Origin of the sequence: Streptomyces sp. NPDC019531 (assembly GCF_044903305.1) — a bacterium.
In the GTDB taxonomy this organism is placed as follows: domain Bacteria; phylum Actinomycetota; class Actinomycetes; order Streptomycetales; family Streptomycetaceae; genus Streptomyces.
Genome location: NZ_JBJDQL010000003.1, coordinates 315878 through 338064 on the forward strand (window position 1 = coordinate 315878; position 22187 = coordinate 338064).

At 67.7% G+C, this 22187-nt stretch carries 23 protein-coding genes and 2 pseudogenes; 13 read left to right on the plus strand and 12 right to left on the minus strand.

The window, feature by feature from the left end:
• Positions 1-29 precede the first annotated feature (29 nt).
• From ACI2L1_RS05720 to ACI2L1_RS05730, 3 genes are all read right to left on the minus strand, one after another.
• A complete protein-coding gene (locus tag ACI2L1_RS05720) occupies positions 30-1061 on the minus strand; it encodes an alanine racemase (RefSeq protein WP_355748755.1) in 1032 nt (343 codons plus the stop codon).
• A gap of 74 nt (positions 1062-1135) precedes the next feature.
• On the minus strand, positions 1136-2254 hold the full coding sequence (femX, locus tag ACI2L1_RS05725) for a peptidoglycan bridge formation glycyltransferase FemX (protein ID WP_404738026.1): 1119 nt from the start codon (positions 2252-2254) through the stop codon (positions 1136-1138).
• A 183-nt stretch (positions 2255-2437) separates the two neighbouring features.
• On the minus strand, positions 2438-2749 hold the full coding sequence (locus ACI2L1_RS05730; protein ID WP_404738027.1) for a hypothetical protein: 312 nt from the start codon (positions 2747-2749) through the stop codon (positions 2438-2440).
• A 263-nt stretch (positions 2750-3012) separates the two neighbouring features.
• On the opposite strand from ACI2L1_RS05730, the gene rpsF reads away from it, so the two are divergent.
• From rpsF to rplI, 4 genes are all read left to right on the plus strand, one after another.
• Positions 3013-3303 (plus strand): 30S ribosomal protein S6, encoded by a 291-nt coding sequence (rpsF, locus tag ACI2L1_RS05735; RefSeq protein ID WP_007383258.1) that lies wholly within the window; start codon positions 3013-3015, stop codon positions 3301-3303.
• A 77-nt stretch (positions 3304-3380) separates the two neighbouring features.
• Positions 3381-3983 carry a single-stranded DNA-binding protein gene (locus ACI2L1_RS05740; RefSeq protein WP_404738028.1) on the plus strand — a complete coding sequence of 201 codons (603 nt, stop codon included), beginning with the start codon at positions 3381-3383 and terminating at the stop codon, positions 3981-3983.
• Between the two features lie 55 nt (positions 3984-4038).
• A complete protein-coding gene (rpsR, locus tag ACI2L1_RS05745) occupies positions 4039-4275 on the plus strand; it encodes a 30S ribosomal protein S18 (RefSeq protein WP_003949403.1) in 237 nt (78 codons plus the stop codon).
• An 18-nt stretch (positions 4276-4293) separates the two neighbouring features.
• The gene (rplI, locus tag ACI2L1_RS05750; RefSeq protein ID WP_069759556.1) at positions 4294-4740 is read left to right on the plus strand and encodes a 50S ribosomal protein L9; all 447 of its coding nucleotides are present in this window, start codon (positions 4294-4296) and stop codon (positions 4738-4740) included.
• Positions 4741-4878: 138 nt separating this feature from the next.
• Here rplI and ACI2L1_RS05755 read toward each other — a convergent pair whose 3' ends face one another.
• The gene (locus ACI2L1_RS05755) at positions 4879-6216 is read right to left on the minus strand and encodes an MATE family efflux transporter (RefSeq protein WP_404738029.1); all 1338 of its coding nucleotides are present in this window, start codon (positions 6214-6216) and stop codon (positions 4879-4881) included.
• 459 nt (positions 6217-6675) lie between these two features.
• On the opposite strand from ACI2L1_RS05755, the gene dnaB reads away from it, so the two are divergent.
• Both dnaB and ACI2L1_RS05765 read left to right on the plus strand, forming a co-directional pair.
• The gene (gene dnaB, locus ACI2L1_RS05760; protein ID WP_404738030.1) at positions 6676-8154 is read left to right on the plus strand and encodes a replicative DNA helicase; all 1479 of its coding nucleotides are present in this window, start codon (positions 6676-6678) and stop codon (positions 8152-8154) included.
• A 260-nt stretch (positions 8155-8414) separates the two neighbouring features.
• Positions 8415-9566: pseudogene (locus ACI2L1_RS05765) on the plus strand (serine hydrolase domain-containing protein); the annotation flags it as partial.
• 84 nt (positions 9567-9650) lie between these two features.
• Here ACI2L1_RS05765 and ACI2L1_RS05770 read toward each other — a convergent pair.
• Positions 9651-10103: a GNAT family N-acetyltransferase gene (locus ACI2L1_RS05770; RefSeq protein WP_404738031.1), complete on the minus strand. Its 453-nt coding sequence runs from the start codon at positions 10101-10103 to the stop codon at positions 9651-9653.
• 69 nt (positions 10104-10172) lie between these two features.
• Positions 10173-10286 (minus strand): annotated as a pseudogene (locus tag ACI2L1_RS05775) (MarR family transcriptional regulator); the annotation flags it as partial.
• Positions 10287-10428: 142 nt separating this feature from the next.
• Between ACI2L1_RS05775 and ACI2L1_RS05780 the strand changes: the two are divergent.
• The gene (locus tag ACI2L1_RS05780) at positions 10429-11637 is read left to right on the plus strand and encodes an MFS transporter (RefSeq protein WP_404738032.1); all 1209 of its coding nucleotides are present in this window, start codon (positions 10429-10431) and stop codon (positions 11635-11637) included.
• 70 nt (positions 11638-11707) lie between these two features.
• Here the strand turns inward: ACI2L1_RS05780 and ACI2L1_RS05785 are convergent, their stop codons facing one another.
• Positions 11708-12574: a GNAT family N-acetyltransferase gene (locus tag ACI2L1_RS05785; protein WP_404738033.1), complete on the minus strand. Its 867-nt coding sequence runs from the start codon at positions 12572-12574 to the stop codon at positions 11708-11710.
• Positions 12575-12782: 208 nt separating this feature from the next.
• Here ACI2L1_RS05785 and ACI2L1_RS05790 point away from each other — a divergent pair, with 208 nt between their 5' ends.
• Positions 12783-13415: an HAD family hydrolase gene (locus ACI2L1_RS05790; RefSeq protein WP_404738034.1), complete on the plus strand. Its 633-nt coding sequence runs from the start codon at positions 12783-12785 to the stop codon at positions 13413-13415.
• A gap of 425 nt (positions 13416-13840) precedes the next feature.
• On the plus strand, positions 13841-15523 hold the full coding sequence (locus ACI2L1_RS05795) for a globin domain-containing protein (protein ID WP_404738035.1): 1683 nt from the start codon (positions 13841-13843) through the stop codon (positions 15521-15523).
• Between the two features lie 12 nt (positions 15524-15535).
• Here ACI2L1_RS05795 and ACI2L1_RS05800 read toward each other — a convergent pair whose 3' ends face one another.
• From ACI2L1_RS05800 to ACI2L1_RS05820, 5 genes are all read right to left on the minus strand, one after another.
• The gene (locus ACI2L1_RS05800) at positions 15536-16018 is read right to left on the minus strand and encodes an NUDIX domain-containing protein (protein WP_404738036.1); all 483 of its coding nucleotides are present in this window, start codon (positions 16016-16018) and stop codon (positions 15536-15538) included.
• Between the two features lie 88 nt (positions 16019-16106).
• A complete protein-coding gene (locus tag ACI2L1_RS05805; protein ID WP_404738037.1) occupies positions 16107-17027 on the minus strand; it encodes a LysR family transcriptional regulator in 921 nt (306 codons plus the stop codon).
• Positions 17028-17265: 238 nt separating this feature from the next.
• Complete coding sequence (locus tag ACI2L1_RS05810; protein WP_404738038.1) at positions 17266-18405, minus strand: cystathionine gamma-lyase; 1140 nt, start codon at positions 18403-18405, stop codon at positions 17266-17268.
• The gene (locus tag ACI2L1_RS05815) at positions 18402-18893 is read right to left on the minus strand and encodes a low molecular weight protein-tyrosine-phosphatase (protein ID WP_404738039.1); all 492 of its coding nucleotides are present in this window, start codon (positions 18891-18893) and stop codon (positions 18402-18404) included. Before ACI2L1_RS05815 ends, ACI2L1_RS05810 begins: the two co-directional genes overlap by 4 nt.
• A 6-nt stretch (positions 18894-18899) precedes the next feature.
• A complete protein-coding gene (locus tag ACI2L1_RS05820) occupies positions 18900-19277 on the minus strand; it encodes a phage holin family protein (protein WP_404738040.1) in 378 nt (125 codons plus the stop codon).
• A gap of 57 nt (positions 19278-19334) precedes the next feature.
• On the opposite strand from ACI2L1_RS05820, the gene ACI2L1_RS05825 reads away from it, so the two are divergent.
• From ACI2L1_RS05825 to ACI2L1_RS05840, 4 genes are all read left to right on the plus strand, one after another.
• A complete protein-coding gene (locus ACI2L1_RS05825) occupies positions 19335-19652 on the plus strand; it encodes a cupin domain-containing protein (RefSeq protein ID WP_404738041.1) in 318 nt (105 codons plus the stop codon).
• Positions 19653-19811: 159 nt separating this feature from the next.
• A complete protein-coding gene (locus tag ACI2L1_RS05830) occupies positions 19812-20024 on the plus strand; it encodes a DUF5326 family protein (protein WP_404738042.1) in 213 nt (70 codons plus the stop codon).
• A gap of 443 nt (positions 20025-20467) precedes the next feature.
• Positions 20468-21202, plus strand: coding sequence for an IclR family transcriptional regulator (locus ACI2L1_RS05835; RefSeq protein WP_404738126.1), 735 nt, complete (start codon positions 20468-20470; stop codon positions 21200-21202).
• 98 nt (positions 21203-21300) lie between these two features.
• On the plus strand, positions 21301-21738 hold the full coding sequence (locus tag ACI2L1_RS05840; RefSeq protein ID WP_404738043.1) for an SsgA family sporulation/cell division regulator: 438 nt from the start codon (positions 21301-21303) through the stop codon (positions 21736-21738).
• Positions 21739-22187 lie beyond the last annotated feature (449 nt).

Sequence of the window (22187 nt, forward strand, 5' to 3'; positions counted from 1 at the left end):
TACGGCCTTCTTGCTGCCTCTACGCCGTCTCAGCGGTCGACGATCCGGTCGAACTGCGTGGTGGTGTGCCGCAGATGGGCCACCAGCTCCTCGCCCACCTTCGGCTCGGGGGCGTCCGAGGGGACGAACAGGATGGAGACCTGCATGTGCGGCGGCTCGGCGAACCAGCGCTGCTTGCCGCCCCAGACGAATGGCGAAAGGTTCCGGTTGACCGTGGCCAGGCCGGCGCGGGCGACGCCCTTGGCACGCGGCATGACGCCGTGCAGGGCCTTCGGGGCCTCCAGGCCCACACCGTGCGAGGTTCCTCCCGCCACGACGACCAGGAAGCCGTCGGAGGCCGCTTTCTGCTGCCGGTAGCCGAAGCGGTCCCCCTTGGAGACACGGGTGACGTCCAGGACCGCGCCGCGGTACTCGGTGGAGTCGTGGTCCCCGAGCCACAGCCGGGTCCCGATGCGAGCGCGGAAGCGGGTCTGAGGGAACTGCTGCTGAAGCCGGGCGAGGTCCTCGGCTTTGAGATGGCTGACGAACAGGGTGTGCAGGGGCAGGCGGGCCGCCCGCAGCCGGTCCATCCAGCCGATGACCTCCTCGACGGCGTCCGAGCCGTCGGTGCGGTCCAGCGGCAGGTGGATCGCGAAGCCCTCCAGACGGACGTTCTCTATGGCGGCGTGCAGCTGCGGCAGGTCCTGCTCGCTGATGCCGTGCCGTTTCATCGAGGACATCACCTCGATGACCACCCGCGCGCCCACGAGGCCATACACGCCGTCGATGGACGACACCGAGCGGATGACCCGGTCGGGCAGCGGAACGGGCTCCTCGCCGCGCCGGTACGGCGTCAGTACCAGCAGATCACCGCCGAACCAGTCCTTGATGCGCGCGGCCTCGTAGGTCGTGCCGACGGCGAGGACGTCCGAGCCCAGCCGGGTCGCCTCCTCCGCAAGCCGCTCGTGCCCGAAGCCGTAGCCGTTGCCCTTGCAGACCGGGACGAGCCCCGGGAACTGCTCCTGCACGTGCTTGTGGTGCGCCCGCCAGCGCGCGGTGTCGACGTAGAGCGTGAGCGCCATGGCCGGACCCGGAACCTTTCTAGTGGCTGCGGTGTATCAGAGGTATGCGAGCTATTGAAGCGAAGAACGCGACGTCAGCGGCGCGACATGTAGATGTCGAGCGCCTTGTGGAGCAGCTTGTTGAGCGGGAAGTCCCACTCGCCGAGGTACTCGGCGGCCTGGCCGCCCGTGCCCACCTTGAACTGGATCAGGCCGAAGAGGTGGTCCGTCTCGTCCAGCGAGTCGGAGATGCCGCGCAGGTCGTAGACGGTGGCGCCGAGCGCGTAGGCGTCGCGCAGCATCCGCCACTGCATCGCGTTCGAGGGCCGGACCTCACGGCCGATGTTGTCGGAGGCGCCGTAGGAGTACCAGACGTGCCCGCCGACGATCAGCATGGTCGCTGCCGACAGGTTCACGCCCTCGTGCCGGGCGAAGTACAGCCGCATCCGGTTGGGGTCCTCGGTGTTGAGGGCCGTCCACATCCGCTGGAAGTACGACAGCGGGCGGGGCCGGAAGTGATCGCGCACCGCTGTGATCTCGTACAGCCGCTGCCATTCCTCAAGGTCCTGGTAACCGCCCTGGACGACCTCGACACCGGCCTTCTCAGCCTTCTTGATGTTGCGGCGCCACAGCTGGTTGAAGTTCTTGTGGACCTCTTCCAAAGACCGGTTCGCGAGCGGCACCTGGTAGACGTAGCGGGGCTGTACGTCACCGAAGCCGGCCCCGCCGTCCTCGCCCTGCTGCCAGCCCATCCGGCGGAGCTTGTCGGCGACCTCGAAGGCGCGCGGCTCGATGAAGTCGGCCTCGATGTCGCGCAGGCGCTTCACGTCCGGGTTCTGGATGCCCGCCTTGATGGAGGTGGCTTCCCAGCGCCGGATGATCACCGGCGGGCCCATCTTCACGGAGAAGGCGCCCTGCTGCCTGAGATGCGCGAGCATCGGTTCCAGCCACTCGGTCAGATTCGGCGCGAACCAGTTGATGACCGGGCCCTCGGGCAGATAGGCGAGATAGCGCTTGATCTTCGGCAGCTGACGGTAGAGGACGAGACCCGCGCCGACGATCTCGCCGGTCTTGTCGAACCAGCCGAGGCTCTCGGAGCGCCACTCCGCCTTGACGTCTGCCCAGGCAGGAACCTGCATGTGGCTCGCCGAGGGCAGGCTCTGGATGTACGCCAGATGCTGCTCGCGGCTGATCGTCCTCAGGGTCAGGCTCATTCGGGGCGCTCCTCGGGCTGGTGTGTCCCCATGGGTACAGGGGCTCCGGCTCTCGCGCCGAAGCCTACTGCGCCTTGCGAGCGCCCTGACTGGGCGTACGGAACCTGCGCCCCGGCTCATGGGCTGCCGAGGCGTAACGCGGTGCTTTGGGTGATGTCGGGGGGACCGTGCCCGTGGCGTCAGTCAGAAGACTCCACCGAAGAGGCCGCCGTGCGCCATGCCGAGGAAGAAGCCGACCGCTGCGGCGCCGAGACCGAGGATCAGTCCGAAGCGCTCTCGGGTCGTCTCCGAGATCCACTGGCCGTACGCACCGGTGAGGATGCCCACGAGACCGGCCCAGGAGCTGAGCAGGTGCAGGTTGTGGAACATCGCCGAGACGAAAGCCGTGATGCCCAGCACCAGGGTCACCGCGAGCAGCGTGTCCTGGAGGGGGTGGGGCTTACCGTCCGTGGCGAAAAGGCCTCCGGCGGTGTTGGGTCGCATTGCCTGTGCCATAGGGCACCTCCTGCGGAAGACGGCGCATCGTAGCGCCATACACACCCGATGTGTACAGAGTGACCGTCCTCCGGGCCGGATTTCAACCGGAAGCCGGTGTGCGGGTAGTCTGTACCGTCTGCACGGTGTCTGCCCATGTCACGACCGGGTCTACCGCGAGGAAGCCTCGATTGTCAGTGGCGGCCGATACCGTTGCGTACGCATCACGACCCTCCTGCCACGGAACGACCGTGGCCGCTGAGTCCAAAGGAGGTGGGTTCCACATGCGTCACTACGAGGTGATGGTCATCCTCGACCCCGATCTGGAGGAGCGCGCTGTCGCCCCCCTGATCGAGAACTTCCTCTCCGTCGTCCGTGAGGGCAACGGAAAGGTCGAGAAGGTCGACACCTGGGGCCGTCGTCGGCTCTCGTACGAGATCAAGAAGAAGCCCGAGGGCATCTACTCGGTCATCGACCTGCAGGCCGAGCCTGCGGTCGTCAAGGAGCTCGACCGCCAGCTGAACCTGAACGAGTCGGTCCTCCGGACCAAGGTCCTCCGCCCCGAGACCCACTGAGCTTCCCAGCTCAGCTGATCCCGGGATTCGAGTAGCAGCAACCAAGCAGCCAGAGCAAACCCGCCGAGAGGTTCCCCATGGCAGGCGAGACCGTCATCACGGTCGTCGGCAATCTTGTCGATGACCCCGAGCTGCGCTTCACCCCCTCCGGTGCGGCGGTCGCGAAGTTCCGTGTCGCGTCCACTCCCCGCACCTTCGACCGTCAGACGAACGAGTGGAAGGACGGCGAAAGCCTCTTTCTGACCTGCTCGGTCTGGCGTCAGGCGGCGGAGAACGTCGCCGAGTCGCTCCAGCGAGGCATGCGCGTCATCGTGCAGGGCCGGCTGAAGCAGCGGTCCTACGAGGACCGTGAGGGCGTCAAGCGCACGGTCTACGAGCTGGACGTCGAGGAAGTCGGCGCCAGCCTGCGCAGTGCTACGGCCAAGGTCACCAAGACCGCCGGCGGTGCCGGACGAGGTGGCCAGGGCGGTTACGGCGGCGGTGGCGGTGGCGCCCAGGGCGGCGGCAGCTGGGGCGGAAGCTCCGGCGGCGGTCAGCCGGGCGGCGGCGCTCCCGCCGACGACCCGTGGGCGACCGGCGCTCCCGCCGGTGGCAACCAGGGCAGCGGTGGCGGCGGCTGGGGTGGAAACTCCGGCGGCGGTGGCGGCGGTGGCGGCTACTCGGACGAACCCCCCTTCTAGGCCTCTGGCCGGAGGGTGGGTCACCCACACTTCTTGATCACACAGGAGAAACACCATGGCGAAGCCGCCTGTGCGCAAGCCTAAGAAGAAGGTCTGCGCTTTCTGCAAGGACAAGGTCACGTACGTGGACTACAAGGACACGAACATGCTGCGGAAGTTCATTTCTGACCGCGGCAAGATCCGTGCCCGCCGCGTGACCGGCAACTGCACGCAGCACCAGCGTGACGTCGCCACGGCCGTCAAGAACAGCCGTGAGATGGCGCTGCTGCCCTACACCTCCACCGCGCGATAAGGGAAGGGTGACCGACTAATGAAGATCATCCTCACCCACGAGGTCTCCGGCCTCGGTGCCGCGGGCGACGTCGTCGACGTCAAGGACGGCTACGCTCGCAACTACCTGATCCCGCGGAACTTCGCGATCCGTTGGACCAAGGGTGGCGAGAAGGACGTCGAGCAGATCCGTCGTGCTCGCAAGATCCACGAGATCCAGACCATCGAGCAGGCCAACCAGGTGAAGGCCCAGCTCGAGGGTGTCAAGGTCCGCCTGGCCGTACGCTCCGGCGACGCCGGTCGTCTCTTCGGTTCCGTCACCCCGGCCGACGTCGCTTCGGCGATCAAGGCTTCCGGTGGCCCCGAGGTCGACAAGCGCCGCATCGAGCTGGGTTCGCCGATCAAGACCCTCGGTGCCCACGAGACGTCCGTGCGTCTGCACCCCGAGGTTGCCGCCAAGGTCAACATCGAGGTCGTCGCGGCCTGATCGCTGCGCTTGGCTTGAGCAGTCGCCAAAGGGGCTGCACCTCCAGGGGTGCGGCCCCTTTCGCATGCTCGAAGCGCTCGTGGAGCACATGGTGTTTCACGTGAAACGTGATGGCCCTCGATGTTTCACGTGAAACGGTCAGCGAGTCGCGCCGGTGACGATCCAGTGGCCTGAGCGGGTTCGCAGCCCGAGCGTCAGCATGCGGACCGTCATCATCAGCGTCATCGCTGCCCACACGGCCGTGAGGCCTCCGCCCAGTTCAGGGATGAGCAGAGCGACCGGGGTGAAGACGGCCAGGGTGATCACCATGGCCCAGGCGAGGTAGGGCCCGTCACCTGCGCCCATCAAGACGCCGTCCAGAACGAAGACGACACCGCAGATCGGCTGGGAGAGTGCCACGATCAGTAGAGCGGGCAGGGCGGCGTCTTTGACCGTGGGATCACCGGTGAACAGGGGCAAGAACAGCGGTCGGGCGAACACGACCAAGACGCCGAGGATGACGCCGACCGCGATGCCCCACTCCACCATCCGACGGCAGGCCTGGCGGGCGCCGTCGATGTCATCGGCTCCCAGATGGCGCCCGATGATGGCCTGCCCGGCGATGGCGATGGCGTCGAGTGCGAAGGCGAGCAGGCTCCACAAGGACAGGATGATCTGATGGGCGGCGATGTCGGCGTCCCCCAGGCGAGCCGCCACGGCCGTGGCGATCATCAGGATCGCCCTCAGGGAAAGCGTGCGGACCAGCAGAGGTACGCCGGCTTGGGCCGAGGCCCTGATGCCGGAGGCATCGGGACGCAGAGAGGCACCATGCTTGCGAGCTCCGCGGACGACGACCACGAGATAGGCGGCTGCCATTCCGCACTGGGCGATGACCGTGCCCCAGGCGGAACCCGCGACGCCGAGGTCGGCGCCGTAGACGAGGCCTGCGTTGAGGAGTGCGTTGGCGACGAAGCCGGCGATGGCGACGTGGAGAGGGGTTTTGGTGTCCTGCAGTCCGCGGAGCACACCGGTCGAGGCGAGTACGACGAGCATGGCCGGGATGCCGAGGGCGGAGATCCGTAGGTAGGTGGTGGCGTAGGGGGCCGCGGTGTCGGAGGCGCCGAAGAGTTCCACGATCGACGGCGCGGCGGGCAGGAAGACGGCGATGACGGCAGCGCCGAGCACCAATGCCAGCCAGATGCCGTCCATCCCCTGGCGGATGGCTGCCTGGAGATCGCCGGCCCCTACGCGTCGGGCAACGGCGGCCGTGGTGGCGTAGGCGAGGAAGACGAAGACACTGACGGCCGTCGTGAGGAGAGCCGAGGCGATGCCGAGGCCGGCGAGTTGTGCGGTGCCCAGATGGCCGACGATCGCGCTGTCGGCCATGACGAAGAGAGGCTCCGCGACGAGTGCGCCGAAGGCCGGAACGGCGAGTGCGATGATCTCGCGGTCGTGCTGTCGCCGGGTTGCCTTGGGGAGCGCAGACGCCTGTGTCATGTGCACCAATCTAACCGTCCACAGGTAAGAGATGCAATTGACTTTAGACCCTTACTAACCTTCGGGCGGCGCGTCCCGCCGTGTGCAGCTCGAACTGATCTTGAGCCGACCGGGAAAGTTTTTCTTCTGCACAGCCGGTGGACGGTGAAGCTGCAGGTCAGGGAGGTTCCTTGAGGGGCATGCGGCGCTTGTTCACAGGCCTGTCCACCGGGTCGTGCACAGGTTTTGAGGAGTTCTCCACAGCACCCGGGCCGTCGTCCACATGGCCTGTGGATAACCAGATTGGCTGACGGTGCCCGCGGGCCTACGGTGGTCCGGCGCCCGCTCCGTCCGTCGGCCTGGAAAGCAGCACAAAACCGACGCGCCAGAACCGGAGTTGGGCGTCTCATTTGTCAGTGCCGTGCCGTAGAAATGAGAAGCACGGCGAGGTCCGCTCGGCGGACGGGAGGAGGTGGCTCGGTGAGCATTTCCGAGCCCTTGGACGACCCGTGGGCCGACAGCGGTCCCAGTGATCGTCTGCCCTCCTCGCGCCGGCGCGGCGACGGGGGCCGGGGCCGCGACGAGCAGCACGACCGAGGCCGGGACAACGGCGAGTGGGACGGCGCAGGTACGGCTTTCGAGCGGGTCCCGCCCCAGGACCTGGACGCGGAGCAGTCCGTCCTCGGCGGCATGCTCCTGTCCAAGGACGCCATCGCTGACGTGGTCGAGGTCATCAAGGGCCACGACTTCTACAAGCCCGCTCATGAGACGATCTTCCAGGCGGTCCTGGACGTCTACGCCAAGGGTGAGCCGGCCGACCCCATCACGATCGCCGCCGAGCTCACCAAGCGCGGCGAGATCAACAAGGTCGGCGGCGCATCGTATCTGCACACCCTCGTCCAGACCGTGCCGACGGCGGCGAACGCCGAGTACTACGCCGAGATCGTCCACGAACGTGCCGTCCTGCGGCGTCTGGTCGAGGCCGGCACGCGTATCACCCAGATGGGATACGCGGCCGACGACGACGTCGACGAGATCGTCAACCGTGCCCAGGCCGAGGTCTACGCGGTCACCGAGCAGCGCACCAGCGAGGACTATCTGCCGCTCGGCGACATCATGGAGGGCGCGCTCGACGAGATCGAGGCGATCGGCTCGCGCAGCGGCGAGATGACGGGGGTGCCCACCGGCTTCACGGACCTCGACTCGCTCACCAACGGCCTGCACCCGGGCCAGATGATCGTCATTGCGGCCCGCCCCGCCATGGGCAAGTCCACCCTCGCACTGGACTTCGCCCGCGCGGCCTCGATCAAGAACAACTTGGCCAGCGTGATCTTCTCTCTCGAAATGGGGCGCAACGAGATCGCGATGCGTCTCCTGTCGGCCGAGGCGCGGGTGGCCCTGCATCACATGCGTTCGGGCACCATGACGGACGAGGACTGGACCCGGCTGGCGCGCCGGATGCCCGAGGTGTCCTCCGCGCCGCTCTACATCGACGACTCCCCGAACCTGTCGATGATGGAGATCCGTGCGAAGTGCAGGCGGCTGAAGCAGCGCAACGACATCAAGCTCGTGATCATCGACTATCTGCAGCTGATGCAGGCCGGTGGCTCCAAGCGCTCCGAGAGCCGTCAGCAGGAGGTTTCGGACATGTCCCGTAACCTCAAGCTCCTGGCCAAGGAGCTGGAGGTCCCGGTGATCGCGCTCTCGCAGCTCAACCGCGGTCCCGAGCAGCGCACCGACAAGAAGCCGATGGTGTCCGATCTGCGTGAGTCCGGCTCCATTGAGCAGGACGCCGACATGGTGATCCTGCTGCACCGCGAGGACGCCTACGAGAAGGAGTCACCGCGCGCCGGCGAGGCGGACATCATCGTGGGCAAGCACCGTAACGGCCCCACAGCGACGATCACCGTCGCCTTCCAGGGCCACTACTCGCGCTTCGTGGACATGGCACAGACCTGATGTCGTTCACTGTGGGGTCTCAGATTTCGCGGCACAAGCTCAGCCCCGATGGCACGTCGGTGACACTTATGCCGTCTTCTTGAGACTCGCTGGTCGAGGAGTTCACCCTTTCGGGTGAGAGGGATTCCGGCCCGCTCCGGCCCGCCAGAGTTCCGCTGACGCCCTTGGCTGTGCGGGGCATTGCCCGTGGCCTGGGGGTGCGCGATGGACGGCCCTCAGGAAGAACTGCTCCCCGGCACGCGCCGGGCGCTGCTGCACCGGAGGGGATCCTGGACCTCGGTGACCCGTTGGAGAAGTACGTGCCCGGTACCGGGGCGGGGGAGCCGTCGCCGAACTGCTCGCCCACACCAGCGGATTGGCGGCCGAGTCCCCCGCGCCGTGGTGGGAGCTTACGTCCGGGTCTCTGCGTCCCGAACTCACCGATGTCCTGGGCGAGTAGCCATTCCTGCACCCGGTGGGGCGGCGCTTCCACTACTCGAACCCCGGCTACACCCTGCTGGGAGCACTCGTCGAGAAACTACGCGGAGCACCGTGAGAGGAGACGCTACGGCGTGAAATCCTCACACCTCTGGGCCTCGACCGCACTAGCTTCCGTCCGGAAGCGCCGCATGCGGGCGGCTGGGCGGTTCACCCGTGGGCCGATGTGATGCTCCCGGAACCCTCCGAGGACCTCGGGCGCATGGCTCCTGCAGGGCAACTCTGGTCCACCACAGCTGACTTGGCCCGCTTCGCGATTTTTCTGGCGAACGGTGACGACCAGGTACTGACTGCGGAGACCGCACGGAAGATGTGTACGCCCGCGGCACCGGCCGAGTCCGGAGATCTGGCTGGCCGACGGTGCCTCGTACGGGCTTGGGCTTCAGCTTCAGCACCGCGACGGCCGACTGCTCGTGGTCCATTCGGGCTCCCTGCCGGGCTTCCTCGCGAACCTCACGATCGGTGTGGCGGACGATGTCGCCGCCGTCGTGTTGGCCAACTGCACCTCAGACCCGTCGCTGTCCGCCGTAGGGGCCGATCTCGTGTGGATCGTCGCCGAGGCCGAGCCCAGGATTCCCGAGCCGTGGCGGCCTTTTTGTGAATTCGGCCTGCCCGCACTGGAGTTGGCGGGGCAGTGGTACTGGGGGACGAACGGATTTGCCCTACGGTTCACGGTGGACGGACTCACCTCGCTGGAGCCCCTGTCGGGCGCTGGCCGCCGCTCGCGGTTCCGGGACAACGGCGACGGCACCTGGACCGGGTTGGAGGGCTACTTCCAGGGGGAGCTCCTGAAGGCTGTACGGCGGGCCGATGGATCCGTGGACCATCTCGACCTCGGCTCGTTCGTGTTCACTCGTCAGCCGTACGAGGAAGGGGCTTTCGTGCCGGGTGGAGTGGATCCTGAGGGGTGGCGGGGCATCGGTTGGACACCCTGACTCGATTTATTCGATCGGCTGATCAGCGCTCTGTTTCACGTGAAACAGAGCGCTGGGTGTGCCGCGGGGGAGCAGCCGCAGGAACTACAAGGACAGCTTGAAGCCCACATGTGAGGCCATGAAGCCGAGCCGTTCGTAGAAGCGGTGGGCGTCCGTGCGTGTGTTGTCGGACGTCAGCTGCACCAACTGACAGTTCTGACGCCGGGATTCCTCGATCGCCCACTCGATGAGCCGGGTCCCGAGGCCACTGCCACGCTCGTCGGCGTGGATACGCACTCCTTCGATGATTGACCTGGTGGCACCGCGCCGCGACAGCCCTGGAATGACCGTGAGCTGAAGCGTGCCGACCACGCGATCCTCCCGTGTGGCGACGACCAGATGCTGGTTCGGGTCGGAGGAGAGGCGTTCCAGTGCGGTCAGGTAGGGGGCAAGGTCGTCGGGTGACTCGCGCTGGGCGCCCAGGGGGTCGTCGGCGAGCATGGCGACGATCGCGGACACGTCGTCCGTCGTGGCAGGCCGAATTTCAAGATCTCCCATGACCGCACCCTAGGCGGTGGTCCTAGGCGCGGGGGAACGCTGGGCGGCTTGGGCGGGGGCTTGCTCGTTGTCGTGTCCGGCCTGGAGGGCCTTCTCGATGTGTGCCTCCATCCGGCCGTGCGGCAGGCAGAGAGTGCACCGTCCCTGCGCGAGGGCGGTCAGCGCGGGGTCCGTCGCCGTCATGGGGCCTGCTTCCTTCGCCGGGGGCGATTGTCGGGTACAGGAGCGAACCGAGATAGTCGTCGCTTGCAAATATAGCGCGCATGCAACTATTGTGGCCGTGCGAAACATGCTCCTGCAATCGTCTGGGAAGGTGTCATCCCCCATGCCGCTCGCGCTTCTGGCCCTTGCGATCGGGGCCTTCGGAATCGGTACGACCGAGTTCGTGATCATGGGGCTGCTGCCCGAGGTCGCGGACGACTTCGGGGTCTCCATTCCCACCGCCGGCTTCCTGGTGACCGGCTACGCGCTCGGCGTCATGCTCGGCGCCCCACTGATGACCGCCCTTGGCACCAGGATCTCCCGCAGGCGGATGCTGATGCTGCTGATGGGACTGTTCATCGTCGGCAACCTGCTCTCCGCCTTCGCCCCCGTCTTCGCCGTCATGCTGATCGGCCGCGTGGTCGCCTCTCTCGCCCACGGAGCCTTCTTCGGTATCGGCTCGGTCGTCGCCGCGGACCTGGTCGCCCCGGACAAGAAGGCCGGCGCCATCGCCATGATGTTCACCGGCCTGACCGTCGCCAATGTCGTCGGCGTCCCGCTCGGCACTCTCATCGGCCAGACCGTCGGCTGGCGGTTCACCTTCACGATCGTCGCGGCACTCGGCGTCGTCGGTCTGGTCGGCATCGCCAGGCTCGTCCCCGACCTGCCCCGGCCCGAGGGCGTGCGCCTGCGTGACGAACTGGCCGCCTTCAAGAACGCCCAGGTGCTGCTTGCCATGGCGATGACCGTCCTCGGCTTCGGCGGTGTGTTCGCCGCCATCACCTACATCGCGCCGATGATGACCCATGTCGCCGGTTTCGCCGACGGCTCGGTGACCTGGTTGCTGGTCCTCTTCGGACTCGGCATGGTCGGTGGCAACCTCGTCGGCGGCAGGTACGCCGACCGCGCCCTGATGCCGATGCTGTACGTCTCCCTCGGCGCCCTGGCCGTCGTACTCGCGCTCTTCACGCTCACCGCGCACAACAAGATCCTGGCCGGCGTCACCGTCATGCTCATCGGTGCCCTGGGTTTCGCGGCGGTGCCGCCGCTGCAGAAGAGGGTCCTCGATCAGGCGCACGAGGCCCCCACACTCGCTTCGGCCGTCAACATCGGTGCCTTCAACCTCGGCAATGCTCTCTCCGCCTGGCTCGGCGGCCTGGTCATCTCAGCCGGCTTCGGCTACACCGCCCCCAACTGGGTGGGCGCCGCCCTGGCCGCGGCGGCTCTCCTCCTCGCGTTTCTCTCGGCCGCGCTGGAGCGCCGGGACAGCGTGCCCGGCCCCGTGGTCTCGGGGGCGACGCCCGCCCGACAGCGGGCTGCCCTGCATCGCTGACGAGCCCAGCACGACGACGGCGCCGGTTTCCCCGGACTCAGGGAAACCGGCGCCGTCGTACAGGTATGGCTCAGACCGCCGCCACCGTCAACGGAGCGAACCGTCGGCTCCAGTCGCCTGGCAGCTCCGCGAGCCCATACGTCATGACCGAGTTGAAGGTGACCGACGCCAGACCACGTTCCTTGGCCCACGCCCGCAGCTCTTCGTGTCGTACGTCGATGTCGGTGCGCAGCGGGCGGTCGGTAGCGGCGGCCAGTGACGCGAGGAGCGCCTGTGCCGTCTCGGTGTCGCGGGCGATCAGTGGACCCACGACATGGGTGTGCATGTTGGGCCAGGCGGACGCGTATCCGGTGATCCGGCCGCTCTCCTCGGCAACGCGCAACTGGTCGGCGAAGGCGGGCAGCCGGGTGATGAGATGCGTGCGATCCGTGCCGAGCACCTCCTCGTCGAGCCGGAGGATCGCGGCGAGGTCCTCTGCGGTGGCCGCGCGTGTGCTCACCGCGGGCCCAGGGCCGCCCGGCGTGAAATGGCCACGGAGCATCTCCGCCCGGCCGGAGACCTTGAAGCCCAGGTCCTCGTAGAGCGGACGACCGAAGGGCGTCGCGTGCAGAGTCAGCGGCGTGGTCCCCATCACGGAGAGGACGTGATCCATGAGACGTCGTCCGATGCCCTGGCGGGCGTGCCGTGCGGCGACCAGAACCATCCCGATCGCTCCCAGGTCGGGCTGCTCGTACGGGCCGTACTCCGTGACCACGCAGGCGGCGACGAGACCTCCGTCGGGGTCGTCAATGCCGTACCCCTTTCCGGCCGCGAGGAGGAGGCCCCACTTGTGCTCCTCGCGCGGCCACCCCCGGTCCTCGGACAAGTCTGCGCAGACGGTGAGGTCGCGGAGCGTCAGACGGCGAATCGGGAGGGCAGCGAGAGAAGGAGTCGGCACGCGGGTCAGGCTGTCCGACGGTTGGCCTCGGCGTCCACCTGTTTCCCGGGGCACGTACGAGCTTTTGGCCATGTCGTAGTCAAGCGCACAGGATGCGATCAGATGCGGGGTGTTTCACGTGAAACATCGGAGAACGGCGACCGTCCGGTGATCGACCGGAAGGGCCGTGCAACCCCATCGACCTTTTGTGGATCACTAGTCTCAGGGCATGGCGAGACTTCATCTCTTTGACCTTGACGGCACTTTGCTCCACGGAACCAGCGCACCCGTGGAGATATCCCGGCAACTCGGGCTGGAGTCCGAGACCGTGGCCCTCGATCAGGCGATCGGCGCAGGGCTGATTGGCCCGCCCGAGTACGCGCAGCAGGTGTACGCGCTGTGGGCGTCCCTGACCGAGGCGCACATCGTCGCGGCGTTCGACGAAGCTCCGTGGCTGGCCCGGATCCGTGACGTCTGGTCGGAGATCAGGGGGCGGGGTGACTACTGCGCGGTCGTGTCGCTCTCGCCGTCCTTCTTCGTGGACCGGTTGATCGGCTGGGGAGCTCATGCCGCCCACGGGTCCCGTTTTCCGGCCGTCCCCTTCACCGAGTCCCTGGATCCGGCCGGAGTACTCAGCGCCGCCGCCAAGGTGTTGATCGCGGACCGGCTGTGCGAGCAGTTCGGAGTGACGCGGGCGGACTGTATTGCCTATGGCGACTCATCCTCCGACAAGGACCTGTTCGCCGCAGTGCCGATCTCTGTAGCGGTCAATGCGGACCATCATCTGTCCGATATCTCGACCCACTCCTACAAGGGCATGGATCTGTGGGAAGCCTATGAATTGGTGCGTAACACCCGGTAATTCAGGCAATTCACGGTTCGCCTCGTGAACACCTTGCGATCAATTCGTGGAGGAGGAGGGGGAGACTTGTGTGCGGAGCCGCGACCGGTAGGGTCAACTCCGGTTCTTGTCCGCACTGGAGTGCGACCACCCCGGTCAGGGACGAGAGCAAGGCAATGCAGCCTAACGGGACGGAGAGATCGAAGACCCGCATTTGTGGTTATGCGGCCAGGCATCCGTACGAGGTGGGAAGCTGCCGGGAGAGTGCTGCGGTTAATGTCACACTCTCGCCTACTTGTCCGTACGGACTGTGAATATGGGTTGAATGTGGCCGTGTTGGCCGTGACGCCGAGCAGGGAAAGCACGCCGTCTGCGGGGGAAAGCAGGCACCTTCCGACCGAGGAAGTGCGCAGACCGACCGAAAGATGTTCGAGGCGAGGCACACCATGGACGCTCCGACCACCATGCCGGCCGACAACGGCACTTCCGGGGGCGGGGGCGGTTGGTTCACTCCGCGCAAGCAGCCGGCGGCGGCGCCCGGTGCCGAACAGGAGACGGTAGAGGGCGGCAGGCTGGCCGCGCTGCGTCCGGTCGGCAAGCTGGCGGCGGGCGCCTCGCCGGGGACCCTGGCAGATACCGAACCGGACCCGTCGGCCCAGGGCACAGGGCTGTCAGGCGCGGCGACCGACCGCGAAGGAAGAGCACCTGGCGAGGACATGGCGACCCCGGTCGAGGAGACAGCTGTCGGCCAGAGGGCGGCCCAGGTCGCCGAAGCACCCGCCGAAGGGATACCGGTCGTCGAGACACCGGCTCAGAAACGGCCGGAGGAGACGCGGGCCCCGACGCATACACCGCAGATGCCATCAGGTGCCCCCGCCCGGCACCTGACTGCGCCAGACACCTCCTCCACCAGCCCTAACGTCCCTGTCCAGCACGCCTCCCCGCTCCAGGGCACCACCGCGGCAGCCGCCCTCACCTCCCCGCCGTTCCCGGGCCTGCCCCCGAGAGACCAGCCGCCCTCCCCGGACGCCGTCCTCATCCGCCGGACCATGGCCGAGGTCGCCCCCGTGGCCGACAAGGTCACGTCGTACTTCTACGCGTTGCTCTTCGTACGCCACCCCGATCTGCGTCCGCTGTTCCCCGCCGCCATGGACGCCCAACGGGACCGCCTGCTCAAGGCGCTGCTGACCGCCGCCGAACACATCGACAACACACCGGTCCTGGTCGACTACCTGCAGAACCTGGGCCGTGGCCACCGCAAGTACGGCACCCGACCCGAGCACTACCCAGCGGTCGGCGAGTGCCTCATCGGCGCGCTGAGCAAGTACGCCTCCGGTATCTGGGACGCAGAGACGGAAGCGGCCTGGGTCCGGGTGTACACGACGATCTCGCAGGTGATGATCGACGCGGCAGCCGCGGACGAACTGCGCGCGCCGGCCTGGTGGTTCGCGGAGGTCGTGTCGCACGACCTGAGGACACCGGACGTCGCCGTCGTCACCGTGCGGACCGATCAGCCCTACCCGTTCCTCGCCGGCCAGTACACGAGCCTGGAAACGCCGTGGTGGCCGCGCATATGGCGGCACTACTCCTTCGCCTCGGCGCCCCGCTCCGACGGCCTGCTGTCGTTCCATGTGAAGGCCGTCCCCGCGGGCTGGGTCTCGGGAGCCCTGGTACACCGTGCAAGGCCCGGCGACATCATCCGTCTCGGCCCGCCGACCGGCTCGATGACCGTGGACCACACCACCGACAGCGGACTGCTCTGCCTGGGCGGTGGCACCGGCATAGCCCCGATCAAGGCGCTGGTCGAAGACGTCGCCGAGCACGGTGCACGACGGTCGGTCGAGGTGTTCTACGGCGCCCGCACCGACAACGACCTGTACGACATCGACACGATGCTCAGGCTCCAGCAGTCCCACCCCTGGCTGTCGGTCCGCGCGATCGTCGACCGGCGGGCCCATCTCCAGCTGCCGGACGCCATCCGCGAGTACGGCCCCTGGCATGAGTACGACGCCTACCTGTCGGGCCCGCCCGGGATGATCCGCAGCGGGGTGGACACGCTCAGGTCCATCGGGATCCCGTCGGAACGCATACGCCACGACTCCGTGGAGGAACTCGTCCTCACACAGTGACCGGACGAGGGCTCAGCCCAGGTCCGGTGCGTGCATGGCCCGTACGCCCTCGATGTTGCCATCCAGATAGTGCCGCAGGGAGAGCGGGACGAGATGGACAGAGGCGATCCCGACGCGTGTGAACGGCACCCGTACGATCTCGTACTCCCCGACGGGCTCGTCCACTTCGGGTCCGTGCCGGAGCGAGGGGTCCATCGACTCCAGGTGACAGACGAAGAAGTGCTGCACCTTCACTCCGGTCGCACTGCCGCCGTCGCCGATATGTTCGACGGTGTCCACGAAGCAGGGCACCACGTCGGTGACCTTGGCGCCGAGTTCCTCGTACACCTCGCGGTGCAGGGCGTCGACGACGGTCGTGTCCGTCGGCTCGACTCCACCACCGGGAGTCAGCCAGTAGGGATCCATGCCGGGCTTGGTGCGCTTGATCAGGATCAGGTCGTCACCGTCGAGCAGGACGGCACGGGCGGTGCGCTTGACCACGGGTCGGACGGTCATGGGAGGAATGTGGCCCGGATGGTTCCACGTGAAACATCGCGGGCCGTCACCGGTTGGGCTCGCTGTGTGAACAGCATGAAATCCCTGCTCAGCACCAGTCGGCAGCCGCCCGCAGCAGCCACTCGTGCGCCCGCGCGATATGCGGCATGGCCAGCGTCCCGGTACGCACCACGAGGAAGTACGTCCGCAGCGGCGGCACCGTGGGCTCGTGCAACGCGACGATGTCACCACGCTCCAGGGCGACAGCGCACAGATAGCGCGGCAACACCGCGAGCCCGGCGCCCGCGATCGTGCAGGCGAGCACCGCGCGCAGATCGGGGACGACGACAGTGCCCGGGGCTGCCGGACGGGAGTCGAAGACGGAGGCCCAGTAGCGCGAGACGAAGGGCAGCGACTCGTGCACCTCGACCACGGGGACGTTCTCCAGCACCGATGCTCGCTTGGCTGCGGGAACGTTCTCCGCGGACTCCTTGAAGCCGATCTGATCGGCCCAGCGCGGAGCGGCGACCAGGACGTGCTCCTCGTCGCAGAGCGTGCTCGCCGTGAGCAGTGCACCCCGTGGGCGGGCCGTGCAGATGGCCAGATCGTGATGCCCGGCGGCCAGGCCCTCCAGGGTCTCCTCGGCGTTGCCGAAGGAGGCGCGCAGGGCGAAGCCCTGGCCGTCCTCACCGGTCAGCTCGGTGAGCGCGGGCAGGGCCCGCTCGGCGGTGAACTCGGGAGGGCCCGCGAGATGCAGAGTGCGCAGGGACGACTCGTCGTCGAGGCCGGTCTCGGTGATCTCCACCAGGGCGTCGAGATGTGGGGCCGCCTTGTGGGCGAGCTCGTCGCCGATGGTCGTCGGGGTCACCCCGCGGGCCTGCCGTAGGAACAGAGGGCGGCCCAACTGCCGTTCCAGCGTGCGGATCTGCGAGGTGACGGCCGGCTGCGACAGCCCGAGCAGGGCGGCGGCGCGGGTGAAGGAACCGGCCCGGTGCACCGTCACAAAAGTGCGCAGCAAGGCCAGATCCATGGCGACGCCCTCCCCTTCCCCGCCCTTCTCCCGCCCCGGGCAGGGGCCCAACTATAAATAAGTCGATAGGTCTCTGTCGCTACTGTGATTGGACACTGACACAGAGTCAACTAGCCTTGTTCGCGCGGTTCTTCGCGCGCAGAACCGGGGCGGTCCGAGCCACGAGGGGGGAGGCTCGGACCGTCCGTTGTACGTAGCCGGGCATGGCCGGGCGTCCGTAAAGCCGCTGTTGAAACGGTCAGCCGGCCGACTCGTCCAGCGCACGCAGCACATCCGCCACCAGGTCCTCGGGATCCTCGGCGCCGACCGAGAAGCGGATGAAGCCCTCCGGCACGTCGTCCCCGCCCCAGCGTCCACGCCGTTCGGCCGTGGAGCGCACCCCGCCGAAGCTCGTCGCGTCGTCCACGAGTCGCAGCGCGTCGAGGAACCGGTCGGCACGCGCGCGCGTGGGCAGCGTGAAGGAGACCACGCACCCATAACGTCGCATCTGCTGGGACGCGATCTTGTACGAGGGGTCGTCGGGCAGTCCCGGGTAACGCAGACCGGCGATCTCGGGACGCTGCCCAAGCGCCTGGGCGAGCACGAGCGCGCTCGCGTTCTGTCGGTCCACCCGCATCTGGAGCGTGGCGATCGAGCGATGCGCGAGCCAGGCCTCCATCGGCCCCGCGATCGCCCCGACGATCTTCCGCCAGCGACGTACGGCGTCCATGCTCTCGCCCTCGCGGCCGCTGACGTACCCCAGGAGGACGTCTCCGTGCCCCGTGAGTTGCTTGGTGCCGCTCGCTACGGAGAAGTCCGCGCCCAGCTCCAGCGGGCGCTGTCCGAGCGGCGTGGCGAGCGTGTTGTCGACGGCGACGAGCGTCCCACGCGCGTGTGCCGCCTCGACGAGCCGTCGGATGTCGCATACGTCGAGCCCGGGGTTGGACGGACTCTCGATCCACAGCAGTCGCGCGCCCTCCAGGACGTCGAGCTGGGCGTCGCCGCCGGTCGGCGCGGTGCGCACCTCGATGCCGTACGCCTCCAACTGGGCACGTACGAGAGGCAGTACCTGGTAGCCGTCGCTGGGCAGGACGACCGTGTCCCCGGCGCGCAGCTGAGAGAAGAGCACGGCGGAGATGGCGGCCATGCCGGAGGCGAAGACAAGCGTCTCCACGCCGTCCTGTGCGGGCGCCTCCAGCTCGCCGATGGCGCTCTCCAGCAGGTTCCAGGTGGGGTTCGTGTCGCGGCCGTAGGTGTTCGGCCCTTCGACCTCCCCCGGCAGATGGAAGTGGGCGGCGAACGCCGGACCGGGCAGGGTCGGTTCGTTCTTGACCGCCTCGGGCAGTCCTGCCCGTACCGCGCGCGTGCCCTCCCCGTCGTCCGCAGCCCTGTCGCTCATGCCACCCGTCCTTCCGTCTGCTCGCGTACCTCGGCGAGCAGGCCCTCGCTCGCCGCCTCCACCATCTCAAGGCACTCATCGAAGCCGTCCCGGCCTCCGTAGTACGGGTCCGGAACGTCGAGGTCGCCGCCCGCCATGGGGTCGTACGAACGCAGCAGCCGCACCTTTCCGGCGTCCTGCGGGGTGGGTGCGAGGCGCCGCAGAGCCTTGAGGTGGCCGGCGTCGAGGGCGATCACGAGGTCGAGGCGGGAGAACCAGGACGGCTGGAACTGCCGGGCCGTATGAGCGCTGTCGTAGCCGTGTTGCTCCAGTACCGACACGGTGCGCGGGTCGGCGCCGTCGCCCTCGTGCCAGCCGCCCGTGCCGGCGCTGTCGACCTCGACCAGACCATCCAGGCCGGCTTCGGCTACCCGGGCGCGGAAGACCGACTCGGCCATCGGGGAACGGCAGATGTTTCCGGTGCAGACGAAGCAGACACGGTAGGCCATGCCTCCTCAGTCCTCGTCGGGCAGGACGACGTGCAGGGCCCAGGACACGATCGAGATGATCAGGCCGCCCAGGACGGCGGTCCAGAACCCCTCGACGTGGAAACTCAGGTCGAGCTTGTCGGAGACCCATGAGGTCAGCAGCAGCATCAGCGCGTTGACGATCAGGGTGAACAGGCCGAGCGTGAGGATGAACAGAGGGAAGGTCAGCACCTTCACGACCGGTTTGACCAGGAAGTTCACCAGGCCGAAGACCAGGGCGACGAGGATCAGCGTCCAGACCTTCTTGCCGGTGCTGTCACCGGTCAGGGTGATCTTGTCGAGCAGCCAGACGGCGACCGCCAGGGCACCCGCGTTGGCGATCGTCTTGACTAGGAAATTCTTCATGTGTCTGATCGTGGCAGAAGAGATCGGTTACGGACACGGCGAGGGCGGACTAAGTCGATGAAGGCATTCCGGTTGGATGAACTGGAGGCGGAGCGCACCGCCAATGACGGCGCCTACCTGCAGTTCCTGCGTGAGCGGAACATGTCGGTCGGCCTCTACGCCCTCGACGCCGGCGCTCAGGACCCGCAGCAGCCGCATCGGCAGGACGAGGTCTACTTCGTGGTGAGCGGCCGCGCGGCGATCACCGTGGGCATGGAGACCACCCAGGTCGCGCGCGGCAGCGTGGTCTACGTCCCGGCCGGCGTCGCCCACAAGTTCCACCACATCAGCGAGGACCTCAGGGTCATGGTCGTGTTCTCTCCCCCGGAGAGCTGACCTGCGGTCTCAGGGTTCCCTAGGGGTTCGGTCAGGGGAGGACAAGGGATGCGAGGCCCCCGCGGGGGCACCTGTCGGCCCTAGCATCGAGTGCAGGACATTGGTGGATCCGGTACCAGATGGGCCGGACAGTGCCGGACTTTCAGAGAGGTTAGGACGATGGGAGAGATCTTCGCGGGGATGCCGTGGTGGGTGAAGTGGATCGCGGTGCCGGTCATCGCCCTGGTCGTGTTCGGCGGACTCATAGCAGCGGTCGTCGGCTTCGTCATTGGCCTGCTCTTCAAGCTGCTGGTCTTCGTGGCCCTGGTCGGCGGACTCGTCTACGTCGTACGGAAGTTCACGTCGAGTTCATCGTCGCGCAGCGATTGGTGAGCGTCCGGGGCGGGCGGGGCGACCGGTAACAGGAACCACCTGTTCCCTCGGGCGAGGGAAGTTTCCGGGCGGGCCGTATACATGCGGTGGCGGACCGTTAAAGTCCGGAATTCGACGCGGGGACCACCCCGCGAGCGGCGTACACCCCCTCCCGTGTTTCCCGCACGGGCTGCCCCCTCGCGCTCCGGGAGTGACCCTTGGCCACGGTTGACACCGCACCCGTACAGGTTGACCCCACACTCGTACAGTTCGACGCCCGCTCGACGACGGCTCCGGCACAGACGACGGCCTTGGCACGGCCGACGGCTCCCGCACAGCCGACAGCTCCGGTACGGCCTGCAGCGCGCGTACAGACCACCGCTCCCGTACGGCCTGCAGCCCCCGTACAGCGGCACGCGGCGGCCCCCGCCGAGCAGCCCGAACAGACCCACTCGGCGACCCTCATCGGGTCGGTGCAGCGCGCGATGCGACTGCTCGAATCCGTCGCGGAGCACGGGCACGGCGCCCCCGCCAAACAGCTCGCCCGTGAGACCGGGCTGGCGCTTCCCACGGCGTATCACCTGCTGCGCACCCTGGTGCACGAAGGCTATTTGCGCCGCGACAAGGGTCTGTTCTTCCTCGGTGAGGCGGCCGAGCGGCTGAGCAGCAGCGGGGCCGAGCAGAAACGTCGCAGCACGGTCGTAGAGGCGCTCGCGCACTGGCGCGACCTGATCGGCGTACCGGTCTACTACGCGCAGTACCGGGATGGCGAGATCGAGGTCCTCTGCGTCTCCGACACCCCGGCCAACCCGGCGGTCGAGGAGTGGGCCGACTTCCGCGAGACCGGGCACGCGCATGCCATCGGGCAGTGCCTGCTGGCCCAGCTCGACGAAGAGGCCCGACGCGATCATCTCGACCGCTATCCCGTGCAGTCCATCACCCCGTACACCGTGCGCGACAGCCACAGCCTGCTCCGGCGTCTCGAACGGACCGGGCGGATGGAGCCGGTGATGGAGCGTCAGGAGTACGCGCTGGGCACGGTGTGCGCCGCGATTCCGATCACCGTGGGCAACACGGCGGCGACGATGGCCATTTCCCTGCCCGCCCATCAAGCGGAGCAGTTGCTGGCATCGACCCAGCAACTGCAAGAGGAAATCGGGCGTCTGATGGGCTCGCTCGCGATCTCTATCAGTATCTGAAAACTCACTCCTTGTGATCTGCCGTGTACGTTCAGCAAGATGCCACCAGTGTCAGAGGGATCATTCCCGGCCAGCGAAGGCAGATGACGGGGTAGGCGATGAGCGAGACCGTACAGGCAGAGGTCATGATGAGCTTTCTCGTGTCGGAGGAGCTCTCCTTCCGCATCCCGGTGGAGCTGCGCTACGAGACCTGCGATCCCTACGCAGTCCGGCTGACCTTCCATCTGCCGGGCGACGCCCCGGTGACCTGGGCCTTCGGACGGGAACTGCTGATCGACGGGGTGGGCCGACCGTGCGGCGAGGGTGACGTACGGGTCTCGCCCTCCGGCCCCGACCTGCTGGGCGATGTGCTGATCAGGCTTCAGGTCGGCGGCGACCAGGCACTGTTCCGCTCGTCCACGGCGCCGATCATCGCCTTCCTCGACCGCACCGACAAGCTGGTGCCGCTCGGGCAGGAGGCCGCGCTGGCCGACTACGACACTCATCTGGACGAGGCACTGGACCGGATCCTGGCGGAGGAGCAGAGCGCGGGCTGAAGCGGGCGATTAGTGGTGGGATCGCGGAAGGCTTCGTCGTGGGTGGGGCGGGTGCAGGAACGCTTCTGCCGGGTGGTCGGGTGGTCGGGTGGTCGGGTGGTCGGGTGGTCGGGTGGTCGGGTGGTCGGGTGGCCAGGGGCCAGGTGGAAGCAGGGACCGGGTGGTCCAACCGCAGGGCCGCAGGAGGCGGTGGCGGCCGGGACCGTCAACCGAGCCGTGGGCGTGCTGGAACGACCCGGCGCCATGCAGCTCCGGGCCTCTGCCGCGACGGGGCCGACACGGCGGCGATGAGGCGTGGCGCAGCATGCCCGCCAGTTGACTTCCCTGCAGCGAGCGAGTTTCCTCCCGGAGCCGGGAGCCGGGAGCCGGGAGCCGGGAGCCGGGAGCCGGGAGCCGGGAGCCGGGAGCCGGGAGCCGGGAGCCGGGAGCCGGGAGCCGGGAGCCGGGAG

Bases quoted from the DNA above. Each gene is read 5' to 3' on its own strand.
- ACI2L1_RS05720 (WP_355748755.1), bottom strand. From the start codon at position 1,061: ATGGCGCTCACGCTCTACGTCGACACCGCGCGCTGGCGGGCGCACCAC.
- femX (WP_404738026.1), bottom strand. From the start codon at position 2,254: ATGAGCCTGACCCTGAGGACGATCAGCCGCGAGCAGCATCTGGCGTAC.
- ACI2L1_RS05730 (WP_404738027.1), bottom strand. From the start codon at position 2,749: ATGGCACAGGCAATGCGACCCAACACCGCCGGAGGCCTTTTCGCCACG.
- rpsF (WP_007383258.1), top strand. From the start codon at position 3,013: ATGCGTCACTACGAGGTGATGGTCATCCTCGACCCCGATCTGGAGGAG.
- ACI2L1_RS05740 (WP_404738028.1), top strand. From the start codon at position 3,381: ATGGCAGGCGAGACCGTCATCACGGTCGTCGGCAATCTTGTCGATGAC.
- rpsR (WP_003949403.1), top strand. From the start codon at position 4,039: ATGGCGAAGCCGCCTGTGCGCAAGCCTAAGAAGAAGGTCTGCGCTTTC.
- rplI (WP_069759556.1), top strand. From the start codon at position 4,294: ATGAAGATCATCCTCACCCACGAGGTCTCCGGCCTCGGTGCCGCGGGC.
- ACI2L1_RS05755 (WP_404738029.1), bottom strand. From the start codon at position 6,216: ATGACACAGGCGTCTGCGCTCCCCAAGGCAACCCGGCGACAGCACGAC.
- ACI2L1_RS05770 (WP_404738031.1), bottom strand. From the start codon at position 10,103: ATGGGAGATCTTGAAATTCGGCCTGCCACGACGGACGACGTGTCCGCG.
- ACI2L1_RS05780 (WP_404738032.1), top strand. From the start codon at position 10,429: ATGCCGCTCGCGCTTCTGGCCCTTGCGATCGGGGCCTTCGGAATCGGT.
- ACI2L1_RS05790 (WP_404738034.1), top strand. From the start codon at position 12,783: ATGGCGAGACTTCATCTCTTTGACCTTGACGGCACTTTGCTCCACGGA.
- ACI2L1_RS05795 (WP_404738035.1), top strand. From the start codon at position 13,841: ATGGACGCTCCGACCACCATGCCGGCCGACAACGGCACTTCCGGGGGC.
- ACI2L1_RS05800 (WP_404738036.1), bottom strand. From the start codon at position 16,018: ATGACCGTCCGACCCGTGGTCAAGCGCACCGCCCGTGCCGTCCTGCTC.
- ACI2L1_RS05805 (WP_404738037.1), bottom strand. From the start codon at position 17,027: ATGGATCTGGCCTTGCTGCGCACTTTTGTGACGGTGCACCGGGCCGGT.
- ACI2L1_RS05810 (WP_404738038.1), bottom strand. From the start codon at position 18,405: ATGAGCGACAGGGCTGCGGACGACGGGGAGGGCACGCGCGCGGTACGG.
- ACI2L1_RS05815 (WP_404738039.1), bottom strand. From the start codon at position 18,893: ATGGCCTACCGTGTCTGCTTCGTCTGCACCGGAAACATCTGCCGTTCC.
- ACI2L1_RS05820 (WP_404738040.1), bottom strand. From the start codon at position 19,277: ATGAAGAATTTCCTAGTCAAGACGATCGCCAACGCGGGTGCCCTGGCG.
- ACI2L1_RS05825 (WP_404738041.1), top strand. From the start codon at position 19,335: ATGAAGGCATTCCGGTTGGATGAACTGGAGGCGGAGCGCACCGCCAAT.
- ACI2L1_RS05830 (WP_404738042.1), top strand. From the start codon at position 19,812: ATGGGAGAGATCTTCGCGGGGATGCCGTGGTGGGTGAAGTGGATCGCG.
- ACI2L1_RS05840 (WP_404738043.1), top strand. From the start codon at position 21,301: ATGAGCGAGACCGTACAGGCAGAGGTCATGATGAGCTTTCTCGTGTCG.